Raw genomic sequence first — 23,257 nt, 5'->3', positions numbered from 1 at the left:
AGATTCGGCGTGACTGATGGCCCCATCGCGAGCAAGCTCGCTCCCACAGGGGAGTTGTGAACGGCGCAGATCTAATGTGGGAGCGAGCTTGCTCGCGATGACGCCCGAAAGAACACTACAACATTCAAGCCTTGCCGGTGATCTTGCGGTACTTCTCCATCAACTGCTCTTCAGTCTCCGGATGAGCTTCGTCCAGTGGAATGCAATCCACCGGGCAGACCTGCTGGCACTGCGGTTCGTCGTAGTGGCCGACGCACTGGGTGCACAGGTTCGGGTCGATCACGTAGATCTCTTCGCCTTGGGAAATGGCGGCGTTCGGGCACTCGGGCTCGCAGACGTCGCAGTTGATGCAATCGTCGGTGATGATCAGGGACATGCTAACTCCAGCCGGGGCGGCAGGCCCGGGCGCAATAAACCAATGCGTACAATTGTGCCGCATTGGCGCTGTGGGAGCGAGCCTGCTCGCGAAAAACCATCTGACACCGCGGTCTATCCGGTTTTACGCGTCAACGTTTACGTCCATCGCGAGCAGGCTCGCTCCTACTTCTTGAAGCGTTCGGTCAGGGCGTCGGCCACCGCAGGGTGCACGAACTTGGTGATATCGCCGCCCAGGGCAGCAATTTCACGGACCAGCGTCGAGGAAATGAACGAGTAACGTTCGGACGGGGTCAGGAACAGGCTTTCCACATCCGGCGCGAGTTGGCGGTTCATGTTGGCCAGCTGGAACTCGTATTCGAAGTCCGACACCGCGCGCAAACCACGCAGGAACACGTTGGCATTCTTCTCTTTGGCGAAGTGCGCCAGCAGCGTCGAGAAGCCGACGACTTCAACGTTCGGCAGGTGTTTAGTGACCTCGCGCGCCAGTTCCACACGCTGTTCCAGGGGAAACAACGGGTTTTTCTTGGGGCTGGCGGCGACGGCGATGATCACGTGATCGAACAGGCGCGAGGCGCGTTCGACCAGATCGCCATGGCCCTTGGTAATAGGGTCGAAGGTACCTGGGTACAACACTCGGTTCATCGCGTCGTCCTGGCGGGAATCCGTTGGGGAGTCGGATGGTATCGCAGCCTTCCCGGTCGGCCAAGTCGCCTGTTGGGTAAGAAAGCACTATAGACGATGGGAATAATCGCTATTTTCATGGGTTTTTTAAACGCTCGGCCAGGGATGTCGCCAGTTGCGCCGTCAGCCCGTAGACCGATAGCTGCGGATTGGCGCCAATGCTGGTGGGGAACAGCGAGCCGTCGTGAATCGACAGATTGCCCAGTTGATGATGCCTGCCGAGGCTGTCGGTCACCGCTTTTGTCGGGTCTTCACCCATGGCACAACCGCCCATCACATGGGCACTGCCCAGGCGTGTGCGGTACAGCTCCAGGCTCAGGCCGTCGATCAGCGTGCGGGCTTCGGCGAGGGTCTTCACGTAACGGGCGTCGGCGTGCATCGGCATGACGGCCTTGGCGCCACCGGCAAACTGGATCTCGGCCATGCTGTGGAATGCCCGGCGTAAGCCATCCCAGGCGTACGGTGATAGCTGATAATCCAGCACTGGCGTGTCATCGCTGCGCAATTGAACGCTGCCACCGGGGCTGTCCGGGTGAAAACCGTCCCGGAGCAACGCCAGCATGGCGTGGGTATGGGGCAGATTGGCCATATGCTGTGAGTTTTCCTGGCCGAAACCACCGAGCAACGTCGTGGCCAGCGCCGGGTGCAGGGGCGGGACTTCCAGTTTGTAGGACATCTTGCCGGTGGTGCCGTCCTGCCACTGGAAATGGTCAGAATAGATCGACTGCGGCGCGCCGTAGAACGGGTTGACCACTTCGTCGAACAACGCAGCGGACATGTTCACCGGGTGCAGGAACGTGCGTTTTCCCAGGCTTTTGTGCGGGTCAGGCGCACCGGAACGCATCAGCAAGGCCGGGCTGTTGATGCCACCACCGGCCAGCACGAAATGCCGCGCCTTGACCGTGATGGTGCGCCCGGTCGGCGCGACGCAGCGTTCATCCATCGCCGAACATTGCAGGCCCGTGACCTTGTCGCCGCTGATCGTGAGTTTTTCGGCGCGGGCCAGGTAAAGCAGCTCGCCGCCTTTTTCCAGGGTCGCCGGAATGGTGGTGACCATCATCGATTGCTTGGCGTTGGTCGGGCAACCCATGCCGCAGTAGCCGAGGTTCCAGCAGCCGCGAACGTTGCGCGGGATGACATGCCAGCTGTAGCCCAGCTCCTGGCAACCCTTGCGGATCACATCATTGTTGGCGTTGGGCGGCACCATCCACGGCGCGACGCCCAGACGCTGTTCCATTTTCTCGAACCACGGCGCCATTTCCGCCGGGCTGTGGCCCTTGACGTTGTGTTCTTTGGCCCAGTGTTCCAGGGTCGGCTCCGGGGTGCGGAAACTGGAGGTCCAGTTGATCAGCGTGGTGCCGCCCACCGCCCGGCCCTGGAGGATGGTGATCGCGCCGTCCTTGCTCATGCGGCCGATGCCTTCCTGATAGAGGCTGCTGTAGGCCTGGTCTTCGAGCATCTTGAAGTCGCTGCTGGTCTTGAGTGGGCCTTCCTCGATCAGCAGCACCTTGTAGCCGGCCGCACTGAGGATTTCGGCGGTGGTGCCGCCGCCGGCACCGCTGCCGATGATCGCAACGTCCGCTTCGAGTGTCAGGTCCTGGGTCAGTTGCGAGCCGTTGCAGGTTTTCCAGCCTCGGGCCATGCCTTCGCGGAACGGATCGGGTACGGGCATCTTCGGGTTCTCTTTTTATTGTTGGGAATGTGCAGTGGCGGCTGGCGTCTTCGCGAGCAAGCCCGCTCCCACAGGGGCATACGGTCAATGTGGGAGCGGGCTTGCCCGCGAAGGGGGCGACTCGGTATCAGACAGTGGGCGGCCCGGGATACCCGCAATGCGCCCACGATTCCTTGCGGCCATACCAGGCCATCATCACCAGTTGCAGCAAGGAACTGTGACCCATGCGCAACAGGCTCAACGAGCTGTTTTCCCAGCGGTTCAGAAACAGCCGGATATCGTCGGCGCTGGCGTTTTCCCAACTGCCCCAGATCCCGGTCAACGGTCCGCGGGTCACGGCCATGCCCAGCACATCGAAAAGTTGCCGGGTCAACTTGAGCATTTCCGGCGACAGGTGGGCGAGGTTGTAATCCAGGCTTTGAAGTGTGCCCTCGACAGCCTCGGGCATCCGTTCGGGGGTTACGGCACCGTCGAGCATGACCGGGATCAACGCCCGCAAAAACAGCAGGTCGCCGCTGCGTAACGTGGTGAAACCACTGGCCGGGACACTTGACGAACAGCCGCTGAGGCTGGCGCCCAACCCGGCAGTGGCAAGAAAGGCTGTGGCGCCGAGGCTGAATTTAAGCAGCCCGCGCCGTGACAGCGCGGGTGAATCGGACAGGCTTGGGTTCATTATTGTTATTACCCGACGGTGATGATCGTTAGCGGATGAACAGCTTCTGGATCAGCTTCTGGATGGATTTGCCGTACGGCGGGTAGATCAGTTTCGCCGCATTGAACCGCTGTTTGATCAGCACGCCCTTGGCCTTGCTGAAGGTCAGGAAACCTTCATGGCCGTGGTAGTGGCCCATGCCCGAGGCGCCGATGCCGCCGAACGGCATGTCGTCCTGGGCGACATGCAGCAGCGTGTCGTTCAGGCACACGCCACCGGAATGGGTTTCGTGCAGCACGCGCTGTTGTTCGCGCTTGTCGTAGCCGAAGTAATACAGCGCCAGTGGGCGCGGGCGCCGGTTGATGTAGGCAAATGCCTGATCCAGATCCTTGTACGGCACGATCGGCAGCAGCGGCCCGAAGATCTCGTCCTGCATCACCGTCATGTCGTCAGTGACATTGAGCAGCAGGCTATGGCTCATCCGGCGGCCCTGGCCCTGGTCGAACAGCGGCATCAGCAGCGCACCCTTGCCGGTGGCGTCGCTGATGTAACCGTTGAGACGCGCCAGTTGTCGCTCATTGATGATCGCGGTGTAGTCCGGGTTGTCGGCCAGCGTTGGATAAAACCCGCGAACGGCAGTGCGATAGGCCTCGACGAAACCTCCGACGCGATCCTCCGGCACCAGCACATAATCCGGGGCCACGCAGGTCTGGCCAGCGTTCAAGGTCTTGCCGAAGGCGATGCGCTCAGCGGCGTCCTTGAGCGGCACGTCGCGGGAAACGATGGCCGGGGACTTGCCGCCCAGCTCCAGGGTTACCGGGGTCAGGTTTTCCGCGGCGGCGCGCATCACATGTCTGCCGATGCTGGTGGCACCGGTGAACAGCAGGTGATCGAACGGCAGGCGTGAAAACGCCACGCCCATATCGGCCTCGCCCAGGACCACGCAAACCAGGTCTTCGGGGAAGATGCGCGCCAGCAACTGCTTCATCAGCAAGCCGGTAGCGGGAGTCGATTCACTGAGCTTGAGCATCACCCGATTGCCCGCCGACAGCGCACCGACCAACGGACCGATGGCCAGGTACAGCGGGTAGTTCCACGGCACGATGATCCCGACCACGCCCAGCGGTTGGTAAACGACTTTGGCCGACGCTGGCTGGAAGGCTGCGCCCACCTTGCGCCGCGAGGCTCGCATCCAGCCCTTGAGGTGTTTGCTGGCGTAATGGATGCCGTGCAGGCTGGGCATCAGCTCGGCGAGCAGGGTTTCATCGGCGCTGCGATGACTGAAGTCCTGGCTGATCGCATCGATCAGGGCCTGGCGTTCATTATTCAACAAATCCTTTAGCGCCTTGAGCCATTGCAGGCGTTGCGCAGCCGGAGGCATCGGGTTGGCGGCGTAGGCGGCACGCTGAGCGTCGAACAGGGCCTGAAGCTCTTCCAGCGGCTGCTGTAGGTTCTGCAGGTAGGAAATTTCAGCAGTCATGGTCGGCTCCGGATTTATTGTAATGAGGCATTTTCTAGAGTTTATGCTCTATAAAGTCAAATGACATCCTGGAACAGCTTTGTTTTATCCGCTCGCGGATAGATCTAAGATGCCCGTCAACGCACTCTGAATTAAAGCTCAAGCCAATGGCCCCACGGATCAAAACCAGCGAGCGCATCGTGCAGAACAGCCTGGAGCTGTTCAATCAACAGGGCGAGCGCAGCATCAGCACCAACCACATTGCTGCCCATATGGAAATTTCCCCGGGCAACCTGTACTACCACTTCCCGAACAAGCAGGCGATCATCGCCGTGCTGTTCAGCGAGTACGAAAGCCTGGTGGACAGCTTCCTGCGCCCGCCCCAGGGCCGTGCCGCCACGGTGGAAGACAAGCGCTTCTACCTCAAGGAACTGCTGGCGGCGATGTGGCGCTACCGGTTTCTGCATCGCGATCTCGAACATTTGCTCGACAGCGACCCGGACCTGGCCGACCGCTATCGACGTTTTTCCCAGCGCTGTCTGATCCAGGGAGGGGCGATCTACGAAGGTTTTGTCGCCGCCGGTATCCTGATGATGGACAAGGTGCAAATCGAATCCCTGACGCTCAATGCCTGGATCATCCTCACGTCCTGGGTGCGTTTCCTGTGTACCACGCGGGAGAACTCCAGCCACCTCAGCGAGCAAGCCATTAAACGCGGTGTGTATCAGGTACTGGTGCTGGAAGCCGGGTTCGTCACGGATCAGTCCCGCGATGCGGTCAATGCGTTGTTCGAAGAGTTTTACGTGCCCCTGGCCCAGGCGCTGGAAGAAGTACAGTAGGATCAAGGCCGACTTAATCACAGGAGCCCGTTATGCCCATTGCGCAACTGATCAGCCCGCAAGCACTGGACCTGAAAAAGGACCAGCCGGGGCTGGTGATTCTGGATTGTCGTTTTGCCCTCGAAGACCCGGATTACGGTCAACGCAGCTATGCCGAAGGGCATATCGCCGGTTCGAGCTATGCTGACCTTGAGCGTGATCTGAGTGGCGCCGTGGTCAAGGGCGTGACCGGGCGTCATCCGTTACCCGAGCCGGCGCAGTTGATCGAGCGCCTGCAAGCCTTTGGCATCAACGTCGATAGCGAAGTGGTTCTGTATGACGACGGCCCGGGTGCCTATGCCGCGCGGGCCTGGTGGTTGCTGGCGTGGTTGGGCAAGCGCGACGGTGTGTTCATCCTCGATGGCGGCCTCAAGGCCTGGCACGCGGCCGGTTTGCCGCTGAGTCTGGATGCGCCGGCTATCACTCGTGGCTCCTTCACTGGCAGTCCTGACACGGCGTTGCTGATCAGTGCCGAGCAGCTGCAAAAGCGCCTCGCCCGTCCGGAACTGACCCTGATCGATGCCCGCGCACTGCCGCGTTTCAAGGGTGAAGTGGAGCCGATCGATCCGGTTGCCGGGCACATTCCTGGCGCTCAATGTGCGGCGTTTACCGACAATCTGGGCAGCGACGGGCGCTTCCTCCCGGCCGATCAGCTCAAGCAGCGTTTCGCCGCAAAACTGGGCGATCGTTCGCCGAATGATCTGGTGGCGTACTGCGGTTCCGGCGTGACGGCGTGCCACAACCTGTTTGCGTTGTGCCTGGCCGGTTATCCACTTGGCTCGTTGTATGCGGGGTCGTGGAGCGAATGGATCAACGAGCCTGCGCGGGGCGTTGCCACGGGCGAATAAACGCCACAAATCCCCTGTGGGAGCGAGCCTGCTCGCGATTGCGGTGTGTCGGCCAACGGAGATGCTGACTGTGATACCGCCATCGCGAGCAGGCTCGCTCCCACATTGACCGCAGCTGTCATCAAGAACCGGGCAGTTGCCGGGCTGTGCGATACGCCCCCGGTCCAACCCCATACACTTGCTTGAACTGCCGACTCAGATGGCTCTGATCGGCAAACCCCAGTTGCGTCGCGACTTCCAGCGGCAGACAACCACTTTGCAGCAGCGCCCGGGCCCGGGCGATGCGCTGTTGCATCAGCCAGGTGTGCGGCGGCATGCCGGTGGCCCGGCGGAACACCCGGGCGAAATGGAATGGCGAGAGATTGACCGCCGCCGCCAGCGCCTCCAGTGAGGGCGGAGCTGCCAGTTGTGCGTGCAGCAATTCCTTGGCCAGGCTCACGGCCCGGTGTTCCTTGCCGGGTCTATCGGCATCGGGCACCGCCGCATGACGCTGCAGCAACGACAGCACCAGTTCGCGCCAGACCGTTTGTTGCTGCAATGCGGTGGCCGGGCTTTCCAGCAAGCGATGGAGTTGGCAGAAGCCGTTCACCAGATCCTGATCGCGATACAGCGTGGCACCGAAGGCCGGCAGGTGATGGGTTGGCAGTTCGAGTTCGGCCAGCAGCGAGGTTATCTGCCCGCTGTCGGGATAAAACGCCCGGTAAAGCCAGCCATCCTCGGTGCCTTTGTGACCAGTGTGCAATTCATCGGGGTTGATCAGCACCAGCGTGCCGCTGCCCGCGAGGTGTTCGGCACCGCGATAGCGATAGCGCTGGGCACCGGCCATGATCATGCCGATCACATAGCCGTCATGCACATGGGGCGCGAAACGATGATCGATGTAGCGGGCGGACAACAACTCCACCCCGGCCAGTGGCGGGGTTTGCCAGAAGTGGATCGACTCGCCTTGATTTGCGCCCATGATTCAAGCGCGTCCTGTGGCGGCCAGCCACTCGGGGATGCGCCGCTCAAGGTAGTAACCGGGTTGCCTGAGCGTGCCGTCGACGAAGCCGACATGCCCGCCCTTGGCCTGCAGTTCGAATTGCGTGCAAGCGGACAATTCATCGACGTGCGGCAGGCTGTGGGGAAACACGAAGGGGTCGTCGGCGGCCTGTATCATCAAGGTTGGCGTGCGAATTTCGCCGAGGAAGTAGCGGCTCGAGGCGCGGCGATAATAATCCTCGGCATCGACAAAACCGTTCAGCGGCGCGGTAACCCGGCCATCGAAATCCCAGAACGTGCGCATGTTTTCCAGCGAGCCAAGCGCGGCCAATGCGGCTAGGCCATCCTCGCGTCCATCGTGCTGGAACTGGCGCTGCTTGTTCTTGATGTAGGCGACCATCTCGCGCATGAAATGCGCCTGATAGACCTTTGAGAAACCCTGGTCGATGCGGTCGGCGCAATGGTCCAGGCGGAACGGCACCGACACCGCCACGGCGCCCATCAAGTCGCTATCGCTGCCGGTCTCGCCCAAATGCTTGAGCAGGATATTGCCGCCCAGTGAGTAACCCACTGCATACAGTGGCGCGAGAGGTCGTTTGGCCCGCAAGTGCCTGATGGTTTCGGCCAGGTCTTCGCTGGCACCGGAATGGTAGCTGCGCGGCAACAGGTTGGGTTCGCCCGAACAACCGCGCCAGTTCAGCGCGACGCTGGCCCAACCTCGGTTGCCCAGGGCTTTTTGCATACCGGCCACGTAAGGCGAATTCGACGAGCCGGTGAGCCCGTGCAACACCAGCACCAACGGTGCGTCGGCGCTGTGCGGGCCGTGCCAGTCGAGGTCGAGAAAGTCGCCGTCTTCAAGCCAAAGACGTTCGCGTTCGCGGCCGATGTGCACGGTTTTTCGCCACAGCGGCCCCCACAAGGTTTGCAAGTGCGGGTTACCGAGGCCGAAGGCGGGGGTGAAGGACGGCCGTTGGGACATTGCGGGGTGCCGGTGCACAGCTATTCTCGGGGAAAGTGATCATGAATCTGTCCGAAGACGCGGCGGGACAGTGCCGCGACCGCGTCGTCGTGGGTAACTAACTTGCCACAATCTTGCCGGGTGCGCGACACATGGTATTGGTTGCGCTTTCGCTCGGTGCTGGCAGCGATTGTTGATCTGTCTTCGGCCCCAGGATGACAACGCGCCATTGCTCGGCGTGGTGATGTCGGTTCAGCGCGTTTTTGATTGATGCGGGGTTCAGCTTCAAGGCAGCTTGTGTGGAAAAGTCGAGATCCAGTGGCAGATCATGGACGCCAATGTTGTGCAGCTGGCCCAAAATCTGCGCATTGGTAGCGCGGCCCAATGGTGCGCTACCGGCCAAATGCTGTTGGATATCGTCGAGTTCCTGTTGGGTCGGCCCTTGAGCGAGGAAGTCGCTGAACATCGTCTTGATATGGGTCACCACGGCATCGGCTTGCTCCGGTCGGGTCTGCAATTCAATGCTCAGTGCTGCGTGTGCCTGAAGGGCTGAAAGGTCGGATTCCACGTGATAGGTCAGCCCTCGACGTTCACGAAGTTCATTCATCAGCCGCGTGGCGAAAATCTGGCTGGCCATCCTGAGCGCTACGTAGTCCGGACTGCTTCGCAGGACGCTTGGCTGGGCAAGCCGCAGGTAAGCCTGGGTGGATGGACGCTCGATGCGCAGCAGATTTGGGGACCCCGGGCTTGTCACAGGCTGGATTGCGGCAATGGCCGGCCCCTGGGGCAATGCAGCGGATATCTGCGCACCAATGCGCTGGGCTTCCTCCTCCGTAAGGTCGCCGACCAGCGTGATCAGGGCGTTGCCTGTTGTGTAAGCCATGCGATGGAAGGCTTGTGCCTGGGTGCGGGTGATGGAGGCAAGTCCGGCTCGGGTTCCGTAGAGGGACTGAGCATAATGGTGGCCGGGAAACAGCTGGCCAAGGTTCGCTTGTCGGGCTTGTAAGGCATGGGACTGATCTTCAAGGTCCAGGAAATACTGCAACTGGGATTTCACCGCAGGCAAGGACTCCTCAGGCAGCAACGGCTTGCCGAGTACCTGAGCAAACAGTTCCAGGGCCGGAGTGCGCCGGGCTTCGTCGCTGAGGCTGCGCAGGGAAAAAAGGCTCCGATCCTGGCTTATGTCCATACCCAGCCTTGCACCCAGATTATCGAACGTCGCCTGTATCGCGTTGACGTCCTTGCCCGCCACGCCCTCATTCAAAAGGCTGAAGGTCACCGCTGCCAGGCCGGGTTGATGCGGGGTGTGGGCGCTACCGGCAGCAAAACTCACCAAGGCATCAAACATCGGCAGACCAGGGGTGCGGATGAACAGGATCTTCGTTTCGCTGAGAGTTTTGTAGCCCTTGATCGACAGCGTGCGGTGGATAGCCGGAGTCTGTGGTTCATTGAGCGATTGCAGCACTGGTTTCTGGAGCGCCGTGATTGCAGCGGCATGGGCCTGAGCACTCAACAGCATGCCGGCCATGATCAATCCATTGATGAGGCCTTTGAGCTTATCCATTGTTTTTCTCCGGCAAGATTTTCGCGGTACTCAGGCGCTCACGCATCAGGTAAGTCTTCGCGACCTGTTGAATATCCAGGGGCGTGACCTTGTTCAGCTCATCCGTATCCTGATCGGCCAGCCGCCAGTCCAGGCCAATGGTTTCCAGCAGGCCCAAGTTGTTAGCCTGCCTTTCCAGATCATCCTGCACATAAACCGTGTTAGCGATCAGGAGGTTTTTCGCGCGCTCCAGTTCTGCCGGTTCCGGGGCCTTGCTTTTCAGTGACTCGATCACTTGCCACAGACGGGCGAGGGCTTCGTCAGGGTCGTTGAGCTTGTCCGGATTGAGTTGTGTGGAGATGGTCAGCAACGAATCGCCGCGATTGAAGGCGTCGTACTCTGAGTGGGCCTCAGTGAATATCGCCTCGCTCAGTTGCAGTTGCTGTTTGATCCGCGCGCTACTGGATCCGGCCAGTAACATATTGAGCAAGCGCAGGGCATGGACGGTCCGACGATCCAGTGCCGTGGCCAGGCTGGGCGCGTTGAAGCTCATGATCAGGCGCGGGGACGCCACCGGCGCGTGCAGGGTCAGCGACCGTTCACCGGCAGAAGCCAGCTCGACGGGGGCAAGCGCCGCAGGTGTCACGCGCCGCTGCAGGTGGCCGAAGTACTGCTGCGCCAGCACCTTGACCCGCTCAGGCGCAACATCGCCAACGACCACCAGCGTGGCATTGCCCGGCGCATACCAGGCCTGATACCACTGACGCAATTGAACGGCGTTCATTCGTTGCAGGTCGTGCATCCAGCCAAGCGTCGGGGTGCGGTAGCCGCTGGCCGGGTAGGCGATGCTGTTCAGTCGTTCGTGAGCCGACGCGGTGATTTCATCATCAACGCGCATCCGGCGCTCCTCCTGAATGACCTTGAGCTCCAGTGCGAAGTCTTGTGCATCCAGCTCGGCCGTACTCATCAGGTCGGCCAGTATTTCGAAAGCGACGCCTGTCCGGGAGGAAGCCAATGTCTGGTAAAAGGTTGTGTAGTCCGTGCCAGTCGAAGCGTTTTCACTGGCACCAAGCTTCTCCAATATCGCCGCGAATTCTCCGGCGCAGGCTTTGCTGCTGCCCTTGTACACCATGTGTTCGAGGGCGTGGGACAGGCCCGACTGGCCGGGTGGTTCGTAGCTTGAACCGACCTTTATCCAGAGTTGGGCGGTGACGATGGGGGAGCGGTGGTCCTCGCGCACGACAACCTTGAGACCGTTATCCAGCGAGAACTCTTGTGTTGCAGGAGGTGATGCCGCGGCAGCCATGAGCGGCAACCAGGCGATAAAGGACAGCACCAACGTGCTGCGGGAGATGTTCATCCGTGTACATCCTCAGTGGTTTGCAGGTATTTACGCAAACCACTGTGGATCATCCGCAAAGGTGTCAGGCGGTAACTATGTAGTGCACTCCGCAATCGACTCGGGAGCCGTCATCTCGCCGGAGTGTCAGGCGCTTCGTTGCCACAGCGAGTAGTACACGCGCCCGGATTTCTGCTCCCGGTGCAGGCGCCAGTTCTCCGGCAGGCCCAGGGTCGACGGCGCGGACTCGCTTTCGGTGTACACCCAGGCATCTTCGGCCAGCCATTGGCGCTCTTCGAGCAACTTGCAAACGGCGGGCAGCAGGTTCTGGTTGAACGGCGGGTCGAGGAACACCAGGTCGTAGGCCGTTGCTGTCTGGGTTTCCAGGTAGCGCAGGGCGTCGGCGCTCTGGACCTGGCCGTTGGTGCACCGCAGGGTGCCCAGGTGCTCCTTCAGGCTGGACACCGCGATGTTGCTGGCGTCGAGCGCCTGGCCCATGGCCGCGCCACGGGACAGTGCTTCGAGGAACAGCGCGCCGCTACCGGTAAACGGGTCGAGCACCTTGGCGCCCGGCACATAAGGTGCGAGCCAGTTGAACAGGGTTTCACGCACCCGGTCTGGCGTCGGGCGCAGGCCTGGGGCGTCGGGGAAGCTCAACTTGCGGCTGCGCCACTCGCCGCCGATGATGCGCAGCTGGTTCACGCCGTTGTGGACGTTTTTGGCGGGTTTTTTTGGACTGGCCATTAATGCTCCGGAACCCCGAGCGGCTGCTCGGAAGGTTTATCAGTAGGGGCCGGTAACGGCTTTTGCGGCACGGTCGGGCCAGCGCTGACGATGACCATTTTGTCCGTGCTCAGGTGTTTGTTCATGGCGGCTTTGACCTGCTCGACGGTCAAGGCCTGGGACTGTTGCATGAAGTCTTCCAGGTGACTCAACGGCAGGTTGTAAAAACCGATGGCGCCCAGTTGGCCGACGATATCGGCGTTGCTGGCGGTGGACAGCGGGAAGCTGCCGGCCAGTTCGCGCTTGGCGTCGTCGAGTTCTTTTTCGGTCGGACCGGTTTTAAGGTAGTCGGCGAGCACGTCCTGCACCAGTTTCAGGGTGCCTTCGCTCATCTCGGCGCGGGTTTGCAGGTTGATCATGAACGGACCGCGTACCTGCATCGGGGTAAAGCCCGAATACACGCCGTAAGTCAGACCGCGCTTCTCGCGCACTTCACTCATCAACCGGGTGCCGAAGCCGCCACCGCCGAGGATCTGGTTGCCCATGGACAACGCTGCGTAGTCCGGATCGTCACGGTCGATGCCCAGTTGCGCGAGCATCAGGTTGGTCTGCTTGGACGGGAACTCGATATGGCCGACGCTGGCCTTGGGTTCGACAGGCTGTGCGATTTTCGGCAAGGCCGGGCCTTTGGGCAGTGCGTCGGAAACCTGTGCGGCAATCGCCTCGGCTTCTGCGCGGGACAGGTCACCGACCAGCGCGATCACCACGTTACCGGCCGCATAGGCTTTCTCGTGGAAAGCACGCAGTTGCGCCAGGGTAATCGCCGGTACGGTTTTCGCCGTGCCGTCGCTGGAATGCGCGTACGGGTGATCACCGTACAAGCGGTCCATCAGCTCCAGGCTGGCCAGTTTGCCGGGGTTCTGTTTCTGGTATTCGAAACCGGCGAGCATCTGGTTCTTGATGCGGGCCAGCGAATCTGCAGGGAAAGTCGGCTTGCCGATGACTTCGGCGAACAGCTTCAGGGCCGGCTCGCGCTTGTCCTTGGCACTCAGGCTGCGCAGCGAAGCGATTGCCATGTCCTTATAAGCGCCGTTGCCGAAATCGGCGCCCAGGCCTTCGAAGCCCTGGGCAATGGCACCGACGTCTTTACCGGCCACGCCTTCGTTGAGCATGGCGTTGGTCAACACCGCCACGCCCGGTGCATCGCCGTCCTGGCTGCTGCCGGCAGCGAAGATCAGGCGCATGTCGAACATCGGCAGCTCATGGGCCTCGACAAACAGCACCTTGGTGCCTTCGGCGGTGTTCCAGGTCTGCACGTCCAGCTTGCGGTGGTCCGGGGCCTTGCCGTTGAGTTCGGTCAGTGATTGCAGTTTCTGGCTGGCCTTGGCCTTGTCCAGGGCTTCGCTGGCATTGGTTTGGCCAGGGCGCGACAAATAGAACGCGGCGGAACCGACAATGGCGACGGCGACCAGGCCGATCAGGGCCAGGCGGGAGGGTTTACGCTCACTCATGAGTCGTCTCCAGAGGCAGTACATGGGCGACGCTGAGACGTTCGCGGGTGAAATACAGCTTGGCGGCTTTCTGGATATCTTCCGGGGTCACGCTTTCCAGATCGGCCAGTTCGGTGTCCATCAGTTGCCATGACAGGCCGACGGTTTCCAGTTGGCCGATGGCCGTGGCCTGACTGGTGATCGAGTCGCGCTCGTAGACCAGGCCGGCAATGACTTGTGCGCGTACGCGTTCCAGCTCTTCGGCGGTTGGTGCAGTGGTTTTCAGCTGGTCGAGCAGCCTCCACAAACCGGCTTGCGCCTGGGCGATGGTCTTGTGTTTCTGTGTGTTTGGCGATGCCGACAGGGTAAACAGGCTGTCGCCACGGGTGTAGGCGTCATAACTCGACGAACCGCCAGACACCAGTTCTTCTCCGCGCTCCAGTTGCGTCGGGATGCGTCCGCTGTAGCCGCCATCGAGCAGCGCCGAGATCAGGCGCAGGGCATTGACCAGGCGTTTGTCTTCGGTGGTGGCAATGCTCGGTACGTTGAAGGCCAGCATCAGGCTTGGCAGTTGGGTTTGCACATGCAGGGTGATCTGGCGTTCGCCGGGTTCGGCCAGTTCCAGCGGTTTTTTCGCGGCCGGCACATCACGCTTGGCGATAGGGCCAAAGTAGCGTTGGGCCAGGGTTTTGACTTCGTCCGGGGTGACATCGCCAACTACCACCAGCGTGGCGTTGTTCGGCACGTACCAGGTCTGATACCAGTGACGCAGTTCTTCGACTTTCATCCGCTCAAGGTCGGCCATCCAGCCGATGGTCGGCGTGTGATAGCCGCTGGCCGGGTAGGCCATGGCCTTGAAGCGCTCGTAGGCCTTGGACATCGGCTTGTCGTCGGTGCGCAGGCGACGTTCCTCCTTGATGACCTCGATTTCCTTGGCGAACTCGTCGGCCGGCAGGCGCAGGCTGGCCATGCGGTCGGCTTCCAGTTCGAAGGCTACGCCCAGCCGATCGCGGGCCAGCACCTGGTAGTACGCGGTGAAGTCGTCGCTGGTGAATGCGTTCTCTTCGGCGCCGAGGTCGCGCAGGATCAGCGAGGCTTCGCCGGGGCCGACTTTCTCGCTACCCTTGAACATCATGTGTTCCAGGGCGTGGGACAGACCGGTGTTACCCGGCGTCTCGTAGCTGCTGCCGACCTTGTACCAGACCTGGGAAACCACCACGGGCGCACGGTGGTCTTCACGTACGATCACCTTCAGACCGTTGTCGAGGGTGAATTCGTGGGTGGGTTGCGGGTCGGCGGCCATGGCCGAAAGGGGCAGGAAAACTGTGCTGAGGAGCAGGCCTGCGGCGCGGCGGGCAAGAGCATTCATTCGTTTTTAAACCTTTGGGGCTGCCCGCTTGTTCTTAGCGTCAGCGGGCGAGAGGGTGCTAGGATACTGATCCGTTTTACTGGCGGCCACGCCTATCAGGCACTCATGTTTGATCAGGTTGTATGGGTTTGCGACGGAGTGTGGATATTTATCAGCTAAACTCCGCTTTTTCGCCGATTTTGCCGCATCTGTCCCGTGTGAAATCGTTTCCTTGAGGTGGCGTTGTTCACCTCGACAAAATGTTGCGCGTGAACAAGCTGCGTCAATCGCAGTCTGTTCTGCATCGAATTTTTATTTGCCGAGGCGCCATTGGCGCGTCGCTACCGTGAGATAGCCGTCCTCCATGTTTGGTTCCAACGACGACAAGAAGACCCCAGCTGCGGCTGGCGAGAAGAAAAGCCTGTTCGGATGGCTGCGCAAAAAGCCGCAGGAAGCCGTCGTCGAACAACCACCAGTCATTCCTGAACCCGCGCCCGCACCGGTCCCGGTAATAGAAGAAGCGCCCGCACCGGTTGTCCTGCCGATTGCCGAGCCGGTGCTGCAAGCGCAGGCCGAGCCTGCCGGCGAGATCATCGAACAGCCGCTGACCACCGCTGCTGAGCCGTGGCTGGCCTTACCCGTCGCGGAAGAACCGGTGGCGCTGGTCGAAAATGACCTGGCACCCCACGTGACGCCACCGATTCCGGCGCCAACTGCTTTTGCGCCTGCGCCGGTTGAAGCGCCTGTGGTCGAACCGGCAGTTGCACCCGTCGTTATGGCTGAGCCTGAGCCGGTTGTGATCGAACCAGTGGCGCCGATTGCTCCGGTTGTCCAGGCGCCTGAGCCTGTAGTTGCGCCGGTCATCGCTCCCGTCGAAACCCCGGTCGAGCCCGTACGCACCGAAGAAACCAAAGCCGGTTTCTTCGCCCGCCTCAAGCAGGGTCTGTCCAAGACCAGCGCCAGTATCGGCGAAGGCATGGCCAGCCTGTTTCTGGGCAAAAAGGTCATCGATGACGAACTGCTCGAAGACCTCGAAACCCGTTTGCTGACCGCCGACGTGGGTGTCGAAGCCACGTCGGTGATCATTCAGCGTCTGACGCAGAAGGTTGCGCGCAAAGAGCTGGCCGACGCCGATGCCCTGTACAAATCCCTGCAGGCCGAGCTGGCCGCCATGCTCAAGCCTGTCGAGCAGCCGCTGAAAGTCTCCTCACAGAACAAGCCGTTCGTGATTCTGGTCGTTGGCGTCAACGGCGCCGGCAAGACCACCACCATCGGCAAGCTGGCCAAGAAACTGCAACTGGAAGGCAAGAAAGTCATGCTGGCCGCTGGCGACACCTTCCGCGCCGCGGCGGTGGAGCAATTGCAGGTCTGGGGCGAGCGCAACAAGATTCCGGTGATCGCGCAGCACACTGGCGCCGACTCGGCCTCGGTAATTTTCGACGCCGTGCAGGCCGCCAAGGCCCGGGGCATCGATGTGCTGATCGCCGACACCGCCGGTCGCCTGCACACCAAAGACAACCTGATGGAAGAGTTGAAAAAGGTTCGCCGGGTGATCGGCAAGCTCGATGCCGACGCGCCGCACGAAGTGTTGCTGGTCCTCGATGCCGGTACCGGCCAGAACGCCATCAACCAGGCCAAGCAATTCAACCAGACCGTCGAACTGACCGGCCTGGCGCTGACCAAACTCGACGGCACCGCGAAAGGCGGGGTGATTTTCGCCCTGGCCAAGCAGTTTGGCTTGCCGATCCGCTACATTGGTGTCGGCGAAGGCATCGACGATTTGCGTACCTTTGAAGCAGAACCCTTTGTCCAGGCATTGTTTGCCGAGCGGGAGCGTTCATGATTCGTTTCGAACAGGTCGGTAAGCGCTACCCGAACGGTCACGTCGGCTTGCATGAGCTGAGCTTTCGAGTCCGTCGTGGCGAGTTCTTGTTTGTCACCGGCCATTCCGGCGCCGGTAAATCCACGCTATTGCGCCTGTTGCTGGCGATGGAGCGCCCGACCAGTGGCAAGTTGCTGCTCGCCGGGCAAGACCTGAGCACCATCAGCAACGCGCAGATTCCTTTCTTGCGTCGGCAGATCGGCGTGGTGTTCCAGAATCACCAGTTGCTGTTCGATCGCACGGTGTTCAATAACGTTGCGTTGCCTTTGCAGATCCTGGGCCTGTCCAAGGCCGAGATCGCCAAGCGCGTGGACTCGGCACTGGAGCGCGTGGCGCTGTCGGATAAAACCGATCTGTACCCGGGCGACCTGTCCACCGGTCAGCAGCAGCGCGTCGGCATCGCCCGCGCCATCGTCCATCGCCCGGCCTTGCTGCTGGCGGACGAACCGACCGGTAACCTCGACCCGCGTCTGGCCGCCGAAATCATGGGTGTGTTCGAAGATATCAATCGCCTGGGTACCAGCGTGCTGATCGCCAGTCACGACCTGGCCCTGATCGCCCGCATGCGCCATCGCATGCTGACGCTGCAACGTGGTCGATTGATCGGTGACGGGGAGGCGGCCGTATGAGTGCAACACGTAGCCCCAAGGTTTCCGAGCGAGTGGCCCCGAAAGCCGCCGATCCGCAACCGCAAAAGAAAAAGCGCGACGATGACGACGGGCCGGACTTCGCCACGTTGTTCCGTGCCTGGATCGAAAGCCATCGCGCCAGCCTGGTGGACAGCCTGCGTCGCCTGGGCAAACAGCCCATCGGCAGTTTTTTCACCTGCATGGTGATGGCGGTGGCCCTGAGTTTGCCCATGGGGCTGTCACTTTTGCTAGGTAACGTCGAGCGTCTGGGCGGTTCCTGGCAGCGCGCGGCGCAGATTTCCCTGTATCTGGACCTTGAGGCCAGGCCGGTCGAAGGCGAATCGCTGCGCGATCAGATCAAGGGCATGCCTGGCGTGGCCGATGCCGAATATGTGGGTCGGGAGCAGGCGCTGGAAGAGTTCCAGCAACAGTCCGGTCTGGGCGAGGCGCTCAAGGAATTGCCGGAGAATCCGCTGCCGGGCGTGGTACTGGTGACGCCGACCGAAGTCGACAAGCCGGCCCTTGAAGCATTAAGACAAAAACTATCCGAGCTGCCGAAGGTACAACAGGCGCAACTTGATCTAGTCTGGGTCGAGCGCCTGGCAGCCATCCTCAAGCTGGGTGATCGTTTTGTCTTCGGTCTGACCGTGCTTCTGGTTTCTGCATTACTTTTGGTGATAGGCAATACCATTCGTCTTCATATTGAAAACCGCCGCACAGAGATAGAAGTGATTAAACTGGTTGGCGGCACTGACAGCTATGTACGCAGGCCCTTTCTATATATGGGTGCGCTGTATGGCTTCGGTGCGGGGATTCTGTCCTGGGGCGTACTGGCGTTCGGTCTTGACTGGCTGAACGACGCCGTGGTGGGGCTGGCCGGATTGTACGGCAGTGATTTTGCGCTGGCTGGAGTGCCAGTTGCCGACGGTCTGTCTCTCTTGCTTGGCGCGGTGCTGTTGGGGTATATCGGTGCATGGATTGCAGTCGCACGCCACCTGAGGGAGCTTGCGCCTAAGTAGTATCATTTTGCTCGTATTGACCTTTCAGCGTTTTTGGGTTTTAGGGAACTTGTTTTTCGGTTTCCGGTCAATTTTCGCAGTGCTGAACTGCACGAGTTTGTAAGTCGGAGGTTTTTTCGTATGACCAATTCTTTGCAACCTGCATATGCTCTGGTCCCGGGTGCGAACCTGGAGGCCTATGTGCACACCGTCAACAGCATTCCATTGCTGTCGCCGGAGCAGGAGCGTGAACTGGCCGAGAGTCTCTATTATGAGCAGGATTTGGGGGCGGCTCGGCAGATGGTGCTCGCCCACCTGCGTTTTGTCGTACATATCGCCCGTAGCTATTCCGGCTACGGCCTGGCTCAGGCTGACCTGATCCAGGAAGGCAACGTTGGCCTGATGAAGGCCGTGAAGCGCTTCAACCCGGAAATGGGGGTGCGCCTGGTGTCCTTTGCCGTGCACTGGATCAAGGCGGAAATCCACGAGTTCATCCTGCGCAACTGGCGCATCGTGAAAGTCGCGACCACCAAGGCCCAGCGCAAGTTGTTCTTCAACCTGCGCAGCCAGAAGAAGCGCCTGGCCTGGTTGAACAACGAGGAAGTCCATCGCGTGGCAGAAAGCCTGGGTGTAGAGCCTCGGGAAGTGCGCGAGATGGAAAGTCGCCTGACTGGCCATGACATGGCCTTCGACCCGGCTGCCGAAGCGGACGACGACAGTGCTTTCCAGTCGCCGGCCAACTATCTGGAAGACCACCGGTACGACCCGGCCCGTCAACTGGAAGATGCCGACTGGAGCGACAACTCCAACCACAACCTGCACGAAGCACTGGAAGTGCTGGACGACCGCAGCCGTGACATCCTCTACCAGCGCTGGCTGGCGGAAGAAAAAGCCACGCTGCACGACCTGGCGCAGAAGTACAACGTGTCGGCCGAGCGTATTCGCCAACTCGAGAAGAGCGCGATGAACAAGCTCAAGTTGTCGATCGCCGCGTAATCGGCGACCTGGCAATAAAAAACGCCCCGGTCATTGATCCTGTGGGAGCGAGCTTGCTCGCGATGAGGTCCGAACATTCAATATAAAAGTTGAATGTCAGGCCGTCATCGCGGGCAAGTCCGCTCCCACAGTGGTTTTCAGGGTCTGAAGAATTATGATCAGTTATTGCGCCCAGGGAGCCCGGCGCGAATCGTTCAGCCCGACCAGATAGCTGTCCCCGCCCAACTGACTCATCTGCTGCCTGATCCAGCCGGCCCGACGTGAAACGTAGGTGGTCGGATGGCTCGCACTCCACACACGAGGATTGGGCAGTACGGCGGCCAACAAGCTCGACTGCTGGCGGCTGAGGCCTTTAGCGCTCACGCCAAAGTGATGCCGGGCCGCCGCTTCGGCGCCAAACACACCGTCATCCCACTCGACACTGTTGAGGTACACCTCAAGAATCCGCTGCTTGGGCCAGAACACTTCGATCAGCCCGGTGAACCAGGCTTCCAGGCCTTTGCGCAGCCAGCTACGGCCAGACCACAGGAACAGGTTTTTCGAGACTTGCTGGCTCAGGGTGCTGGCGCCACGGATCGAACCACCGCGCTCGTTGTGGGCAAACGCCGCCTGAATCGCGCCGATATCGAAGCCCCAGTGCTCAGGGAATTTCTGGTCTTCGCCGGCAATCACCGCCACCTTCAGGTCGTCGGAGATTTCGTCCCAGGGTTTCCAGGTCCGTTGCAGGTCGATGGGTTCGCCGTCAAACCAGGATTCGATCTTGCGCTCGACCATCAGCGTCGTCCCTGGTGGCGGCACCACGCGAAATATCAGCACCAGCAATACGCTGCCACCCATGAACCAGAGTACGGCCTTGGTGAAACGACGGAAATAGATACGCAGCATAGAGATGGCTTGGCCGAACCCGTTGAGCGGGCCATTATACAGACCCTTTGGATCGAAACTGACTGGAGTTCTGCATGCTGCGTGGCTTTCTGATGCTGGCCGCTTTTTTCGGCTTCACCGGTGTCGGTCTCGGGGCCTTTGCCGCCCACGGCCTGAAAAGCCGCCTGAGCGCCGAGTACCTGGCGATCTTCCATACCGGCGTCACCTATCAACTGGTGCATGCCCTGGCGCTGCTCGGTGTTGCCGCGCTGGCCACGCAAATTCCCGGTCGACTCGCCACTTGGGCCTGCGCATCGTTTGCCATCGGTATCCTGCTGTTCTCCGGTAGCCTGTATGTGTTGACGCTGACGGGCATCAGCAAGCTCGGCATCATCACCCCGTTCGGTGGCCTGGCCTTCCTGGTGGGCTGGTTTTGCCTGGGCCTGGCCGCCTGGCGTTTGTAACCTACCGCTTGACGCTTGTTGCTGACCTTTAGGTCATGATCAAGCTAGAATGCCTGCCCCTAAAAATGATGGCGGCATCCGGCATGCGCATTCAGTTGAACGGCGAATCCTTTGAACTGCCCGACGGTGAAACCGTTGCGGCCCTGCTGACCCGTCTGGACCTGACCGGACGCCGGGTGGCGGTCGAACTCAATCTGGATATCGTCCCGCGCAGTCAGCATGCACACACCGCGTTGAACGACGGCGACAACGTCGAAGTGGTGCACGCCATCGGCGGCGGCTAGCCCCAAACACTGTGAAAACTGCTGCGTGCTGGGCGCCTTCGGCGCACGCAAGAAATACTGCGTTAAAAACAGGCTCGGAATGCTCATTTACAACCCGTAAACTCCGCTTCCTCGCCTGTTTTTGCCTTGTCTTTCCTTCGCTCGCGACGTTTTCACAGCGTTTGGTTAATAAGGAATTCTGCAAGAACCTCACCCCTACAGAGGATTTCCCATGAGCATCGTTCGTAGCGACAAGCCTTTCGTCCTGGCCGGTCGTACTTACCAGTCGCGTTTGCTGGTCGGTACCGGCAAGTACCGTGACATGGAAGAAACCCGCCTGGCCATCGAAGCCTCGGGTGCCGAGATCGTGACTTTCGCCGTGCGCCGTACCAACCTCGGCCAGATCGAGGGCGAGCCGAACCTGCTCGAAGTGCTGTCGCCGGATCGCTACACCTTCCTGCCGAACACTGCCGGTTGCTACGACGCCATCGAAGCCGTGCGCACCTGCCGCCTGGCCCGTGAGCTGCTCGATGGACACAACCTGGTGAAGCTGGAAGTGCTGGCCGACCAGAAAACCCTGTTTCCCAACGTGATCGAAACCCTCAAGGCCGCCGAAACGCTGGTCAAGGAAGGCTTCGACGTGATGGTCTACACCAGTGATGACCCGATCATCGCCCGGCAACTGGCGGAAATCGGCTGCATCGCCGTCATGCCGCTCGCGGGCTTGATTGGTTCGGGTCTGGGGATCTGCAATCCATACAACCTGCAGATCATCCTCGAAGAAGCCAAAATCCCGGTACTGGTGGATGCCGGTGTCGGTACCGCTTCCGACGCCACCATTGCCATGGAACTGGGTTGTGATGCTGTGCTGATGAACTCGGCCATCGCTCATGCCCAGCAGCCGGTCATGATGGCTGAAGCCATGAAACATGCGATCGTCGCAGGCCGCCTGGCTTACCTCGCCGGCCGTATGCCGAAAAAACTCTATGCCAGCGCCTCTTCGCCGCTGGATGGTCTGATCAAGTAAGAGCCATTGATGACTGAATCGAACGACACGCCAATCCAGACGGAAGAAGGCGACGAGCGCCAACACCGCCGCATCAAGAGTTTCGTGATGCGTGCCGGGCGCATGACTGAAGGCCAGCAACGCGGCCTGGAGCAGGGCGCGCCGCTGTACGTGCTGCCGCTGGCCGATGCGCCGGTGGACTTCGACCAGGTGTTCGGTCGCTCGGCACCGCGCTCGCTGGAAATCGGTTTCGGCATGGGCCATTCGCTGCTGGAAATGGCAGCGGCTTCGCCGGATCAGGATTTCATCGGCGTCGAAGTGCACCGTCCGGGTGTCGGGGCGCTGCTCAATGGCGTGTTGACCCAGGGTTTGACCAACCTGCGGGTCTACGATTGCGATGCCATCGAAGTGCTCAACCGCTGTGTGGCCGATAACAGCCTCGATCGCCTGATGCTGTTTTTTCCGGACCCGTGGCACAAGAGCCGTCATCACAAACGTCGCATTGTCCAGGCGTCCTTCGCTGAGCTGGTACGCAGCAAGTTGAAGGTCGGCGGCATTCTGCACATGGCCACCGACTGGGAGCCGTACGCCGAATACATGCTGGAAGTGATGAACGTTGCGCCGGGTTACCGCAACCTCGCCGAAGACGGCAAGTGCGTACCGCGCCCGGCCGAACGGCCGATCACCAAGTTCGAACGCCGTGGCGAACGTCTTGGGCATGGCGTGTGGGATTTGAAGTTCGAAAAACTGGCGTAAAATCTGTGGGAGCGAGCTTGCTCGCGATGGCGGCCTGACAGTCAACAGAGATGTTGGATGTTATGGCCCCATCGCGAGCAAGCTCGCTCCCACAGTCGTTTTGTGTGTGCTGCAGGGTTAGCGGCGATCCGCGACCACGCCAATCAACACCAACACCACCAGCAACACCGGCGCCAGGCTGTAGTTGTTGAACTGACTCAAGCCGCGCACGATCCATGGTGTGGCGTAGATCAGCGCCGCGCCGCTGCCAATCATGCACAGCAGGGACATCAGTGGCACGCGCAAGGCGCCGGCGATGCTGCCCAGACGCTGCTCGACCCAGCCTTTGAAATCCGCACCAAACAGCACCAGCAGGCAGCCCACCAGGGCCAGGGCGATTTCCGAGAGATTGCTGCGGCTCCAGCGAGACACGGTGGCAAGCAGGTCGAGTACCAAATCCATTCGATTTC

Annotated in this window: 24 protein-coding genes; 10 read left to right on the top strand and 14 right to left on the bottom strand. The window is 60.7% G+C overall.

Features of this window, described 5'->3' with window-relative positions; all coding sequences use genetic code 11:
• Nucleotides 1-124: 124 nt before the first annotated feature.
• From AB4Z35_RS05590 to AB4Z35_RS05570, 5 genes are all read right to left on the bottom strand, one after another.
• Complete coding sequence (locus tag AB4Z35_RS05590; RefSeq protein WP_003195146.1) at nt 125-376, bottom strand: YfhL family 4Fe-4S dicluster ferredoxin; 252 nt, start codon at nt 374-376, stop codon at nt 125-127.
• Nucleotides 377-540: 164 nt separating this feature from the next.
• On the bottom strand, nt 541-1,020 hold the full coding sequence (gene coaD / locus AB4Z35_RS05585) for a pantetheine-phosphate adenylyltransferase (protein WP_045059801.1): 480 nt from the start codon (nt 1,018-1,020) through the stop codon (nt 541-543).
• Nucleotides 1,021-1,135: 115 nt separating this feature from the next.
• On the bottom strand, nt 1,136-2,731 hold the full coding sequence (locus AB4Z35_RS05580) for a GMC family oxidoreductase N-terminal domain-containing protein (protein ID WP_442096286.1): 1,596 nt from the start codon (nt 2,729-2,731) through the stop codon (nt 1,136-1,138).
• A 127-nt stretch (nt 2,732-2,858) separates the two neighbouring features.
• Nucleotides 2,859-3,404: a twin-arginine translocation pathway signal protein gene (locus tag AB4Z35_RS05575; RefSeq protein WP_442096285.1), complete on the bottom strand. Its 546-nt coding sequence runs from the start codon at nt 3,402-3,404 to the stop codon at nt 2,859-2,861.
• A 28-nt stretch (nt 3,405-3,432) separates the two neighbouring features.
• Nucleotides 3,433-4,863, bottom strand: coding sequence for a coniferyl aldehyde dehydrogenase (locus AB4Z35_RS05570; protein WP_442096284.1), 1,431 nt, complete (start codon nt 4,861-4,863; stop codon nt 3,433-3,435).
• A 146-nt stretch (nt 4,864-5,009) separates the two neighbouring features.
• On the opposite strand from AB4Z35_RS05570, the gene AB4Z35_RS05565 reads away from it, so the two are divergent.
• Both AB4Z35_RS05565 and AB4Z35_RS05560 read left to right on the top strand, forming a co-directional pair.
• Nucleotides 5,010-5,681, top strand: a complete 672-nt coding sequence (locus AB4Z35_RS05565; RefSeq protein WP_442096283.1) for a TetR/AcrR family transcriptional regulator — start codon at nt 5,010-5,012, stop codon at nt 5,679-5,681.
• Nucleotides 5,682-5,713: 32 nt separating this feature from the next.
• On the top strand, nt 5,714-6,568 hold the full coding sequence (locus AB4Z35_RS05560) for a sulfurtransferase (RefSeq protein ID WP_007995479.1): 855 nt from the start codon (nt 5,714-5,716) through the stop codon (nt 6,566-6,568).
• Nucleotides 6,569-6,689: 121 nt separating this feature from the next.
• Here the strand turns inward: AB4Z35_RS05560 and AB4Z35_RS05555 are convergent, their stop codons facing one another.
• The 7 genes from AB4Z35_RS05555 to AB4Z35_RS05525 all read right to left on the bottom strand — a co-directional run bounded on the left by AB4Z35_RS05555 (nt 6,690) and on the right by AB4Z35_RS05525 (nt 14,971).
• Nucleotides 6,690-7,529: an AraC family transcriptional regulator gene (locus AB4Z35_RS05555; RefSeq protein WP_116261520.1), complete on the bottom strand. Its 840-nt coding sequence runs from the start codon at nt 7,527-7,529 to the stop codon at nt 6,690-6,692.
• A gap of 3 nt (nt 7,530-7,532) precedes the next feature.
• Nucleotides 7,533-8,528, bottom strand: a complete 996-nt coding sequence (locus AB4Z35_RS05550; RefSeq protein ID WP_442096282.1) for a hydrolase — start codon at nt 8,526-8,528, stop codon at nt 7,533-7,535.
• A 97-nt stretch (nt 8,529-8,625) separates the two neighbouring features.
• A complete protein-coding gene (locus AB4Z35_RS05545; RefSeq protein WP_442096281.1) occupies nt 8,626-10,035 on the bottom strand; it encodes a M16 family metallopeptidase in 1,410 nt (469 codons plus the stop codon).
• A 28-nt stretch (nt 10,036-10,063) separates the two neighbouring features.
• A complete protein-coding gene (locus AB4Z35_RS05540; RefSeq protein ID WP_442096280.1) occupies nt 10,064-11,410 on the bottom strand; it encodes a M16 family metallopeptidase in 1,347 nt (448 codons plus the stop codon).
• 126 nt (nt 11,411-11,536) lie between these two features.
• Nucleotides 11,537-12,133: a 16S rRNA (guanine(966)-N(2))-methyltransferase RsmD gene (gene rsmD / locus AB4Z35_RS05535; RefSeq protein ID WP_442096279.1), complete on the bottom strand. Its 597-nt coding sequence runs from the start codon at nt 12,131-12,133 to the stop codon at nt 11,537-11,539.
• On the bottom strand, nt 12,133-13,623 hold the full coding sequence (locus AB4Z35_RS05530; protein WP_442096278.1) for a M16 family metallopeptidase: 1,491 nt from the start codon (nt 13,621-13,623) through the stop codon (nt 12,133-12,135). Before AB4Z35_RS05530 ends, rsmD begins: the two co-directional genes overlap by 1 nt.
• Entirely contained in the window at nt 13,616-14,971 is a 1,356-nt protein-coding gene (locus AB4Z35_RS05525) for a M16 family metallopeptidase (protein ID WP_442096277.1), read from the bottom strand. Before AB4Z35_RS05525 ends, AB4Z35_RS05530 begins: the two co-directional genes overlap by 8 nt.
• Before the next feature lie 343 nt (nt 14,972-15,314).
• Between AB4Z35_RS05525 and ftsY the strand changes: the two genes are divergently transcribed.
• From ftsY to rpoH, 4 genes are all read left to right on the top strand, one after another.
• Nucleotides 15,315-16,793 (top strand): signal recognition particle-docking protein FtsY, encoded by a 1,479-nt coding sequence (ftsY, locus tag AB4Z35_RS05520; protein WP_442096276.1) that lies wholly within the window; start codon nt 15,315-15,317, stop codon nt 16,791-16,793.
• Complete coding sequence (ftsE, locus tag AB4Z35_RS05515; RefSeq protein ID WP_007975383.1) at nt 16,790-17,461, top strand: cell division ATP-binding protein FtsE; 672 nt, start codon at nt 16,790-16,792, stop codon at nt 17,459-17,461. Before ftsY ends, ftsE begins: the two co-directional genes overlap by 4 nt.
• A complete protein-coding gene (ftsX, locus tag AB4Z35_RS05510; RefSeq protein ID WP_442096275.1) occupies nt 17,458-18,480 on the top strand; it encodes a permease-like cell division protein FtsX in 1,023 nt (340 codons plus the stop codon). Before ftsE ends, ftsX begins: the two co-directional genes overlap by 4 nt.
• A 120-nt stretch (nt 18,481-18,600) precedes the next feature.
• Complete coding sequence (gene rpoH / locus AB4Z35_RS05505) at nt 18,601-19,455, top strand: RNA polymerase sigma factor RpoH (protein WP_007975386.1); 855 nt, start codon at nt 18,601-18,603, stop codon at nt 19,453-19,455.
• Nucleotides 19,456-19,617: 162 nt separating this feature from the next.
• Here rpoH and mtgA read toward each other — a convergent pair whose 3' ends face one another.
• Nucleotides 19,618-20,340 (bottom strand): monofunctional biosynthetic peptidoglycan transglycosylase, encoded by a 723-nt coding sequence (gene mtgA, locus AB4Z35_RS05500; protein ID WP_442096274.1) that lies wholly within the window; start codon nt 20,338-20,340, stop codon nt 19,618-19,620.
• Between the two features lie 74 nt (nt 20,341-20,414).
• On the opposite strand from mtgA, the gene AB4Z35_RS05495 reads away from it, so the two are divergent.
• The 4 genes from AB4Z35_RS05495 (at nt 20,415) to trmB (ending at nt 22,808) form a co-directional block, all read left to right on the top strand.
• Entirely contained in the window at nt 20,415-20,783 is a 369-nt protein-coding gene (locus AB4Z35_RS05495) for a DUF423 domain-containing protein (RefSeq protein WP_007995465.1), read from the top strand.
• Between the two features lie 83 nt (nt 20,784-20,866).
• A complete protein-coding gene (thiS, locus tag AB4Z35_RS05490) occupies nt 20,867-21,067 on the top strand; it encodes a sulfur carrier protein ThiS (RefSeq protein ID WP_442096465.1) in 201 nt (66 codons plus the stop codon).
• 211 nt (nt 21,068-21,278) lie between these two features.
• Nucleotides 21,279-22,073 (top strand): thiazole synthase, encoded by a 795-nt coding sequence (locus AB4Z35_RS05485; protein WP_007975390.1) that lies wholly within the window; start codon nt 21,279-21,281, stop codon nt 22,071-22,073.
• A gap of 9 nt (nt 22,074-22,082) precedes the next feature.
• Nucleotides 22,083-22,808 (top strand): tRNA (guanosine(46)-N7)-methyltransferase TrmB, encoded by a 726-nt coding sequence (trmB, locus tag AB4Z35_RS05480; RefSeq protein WP_007995461.1) that lies wholly within the window; start codon nt 22,083-22,085, stop codon nt 22,806-22,808.
• Between the two features lie 117 nt (nt 22,809-22,925).
• Here trmB and AB4Z35_RS05475 read toward each other — a convergent pair whose 3' ends face one another.
• Nucleotides 22,926-23,249, bottom strand: a complete 324-nt coding sequence (locus tag AB4Z35_RS05475; RefSeq protein ID WP_007995458.1) for a DUF3392 domain-containing protein — start codon at nt 23,247-23,249, stop codon at nt 22,926-22,928.
• Nucleotides 23,250-23,257 lie beyond the last annotated feature (8 nt).

This window comes from Pseudomonas sp. KB_15 (assembly GCF_052114525.1).
GTDB lineage: Bacteria > Pseudomonadota > Gammaproteobacteria > Pseudomonadales > Pseudomonadaceae > Aquipseudomonas.
This window is presented reverse-complemented; position numbering and strand designations above follow the sequence as displayed.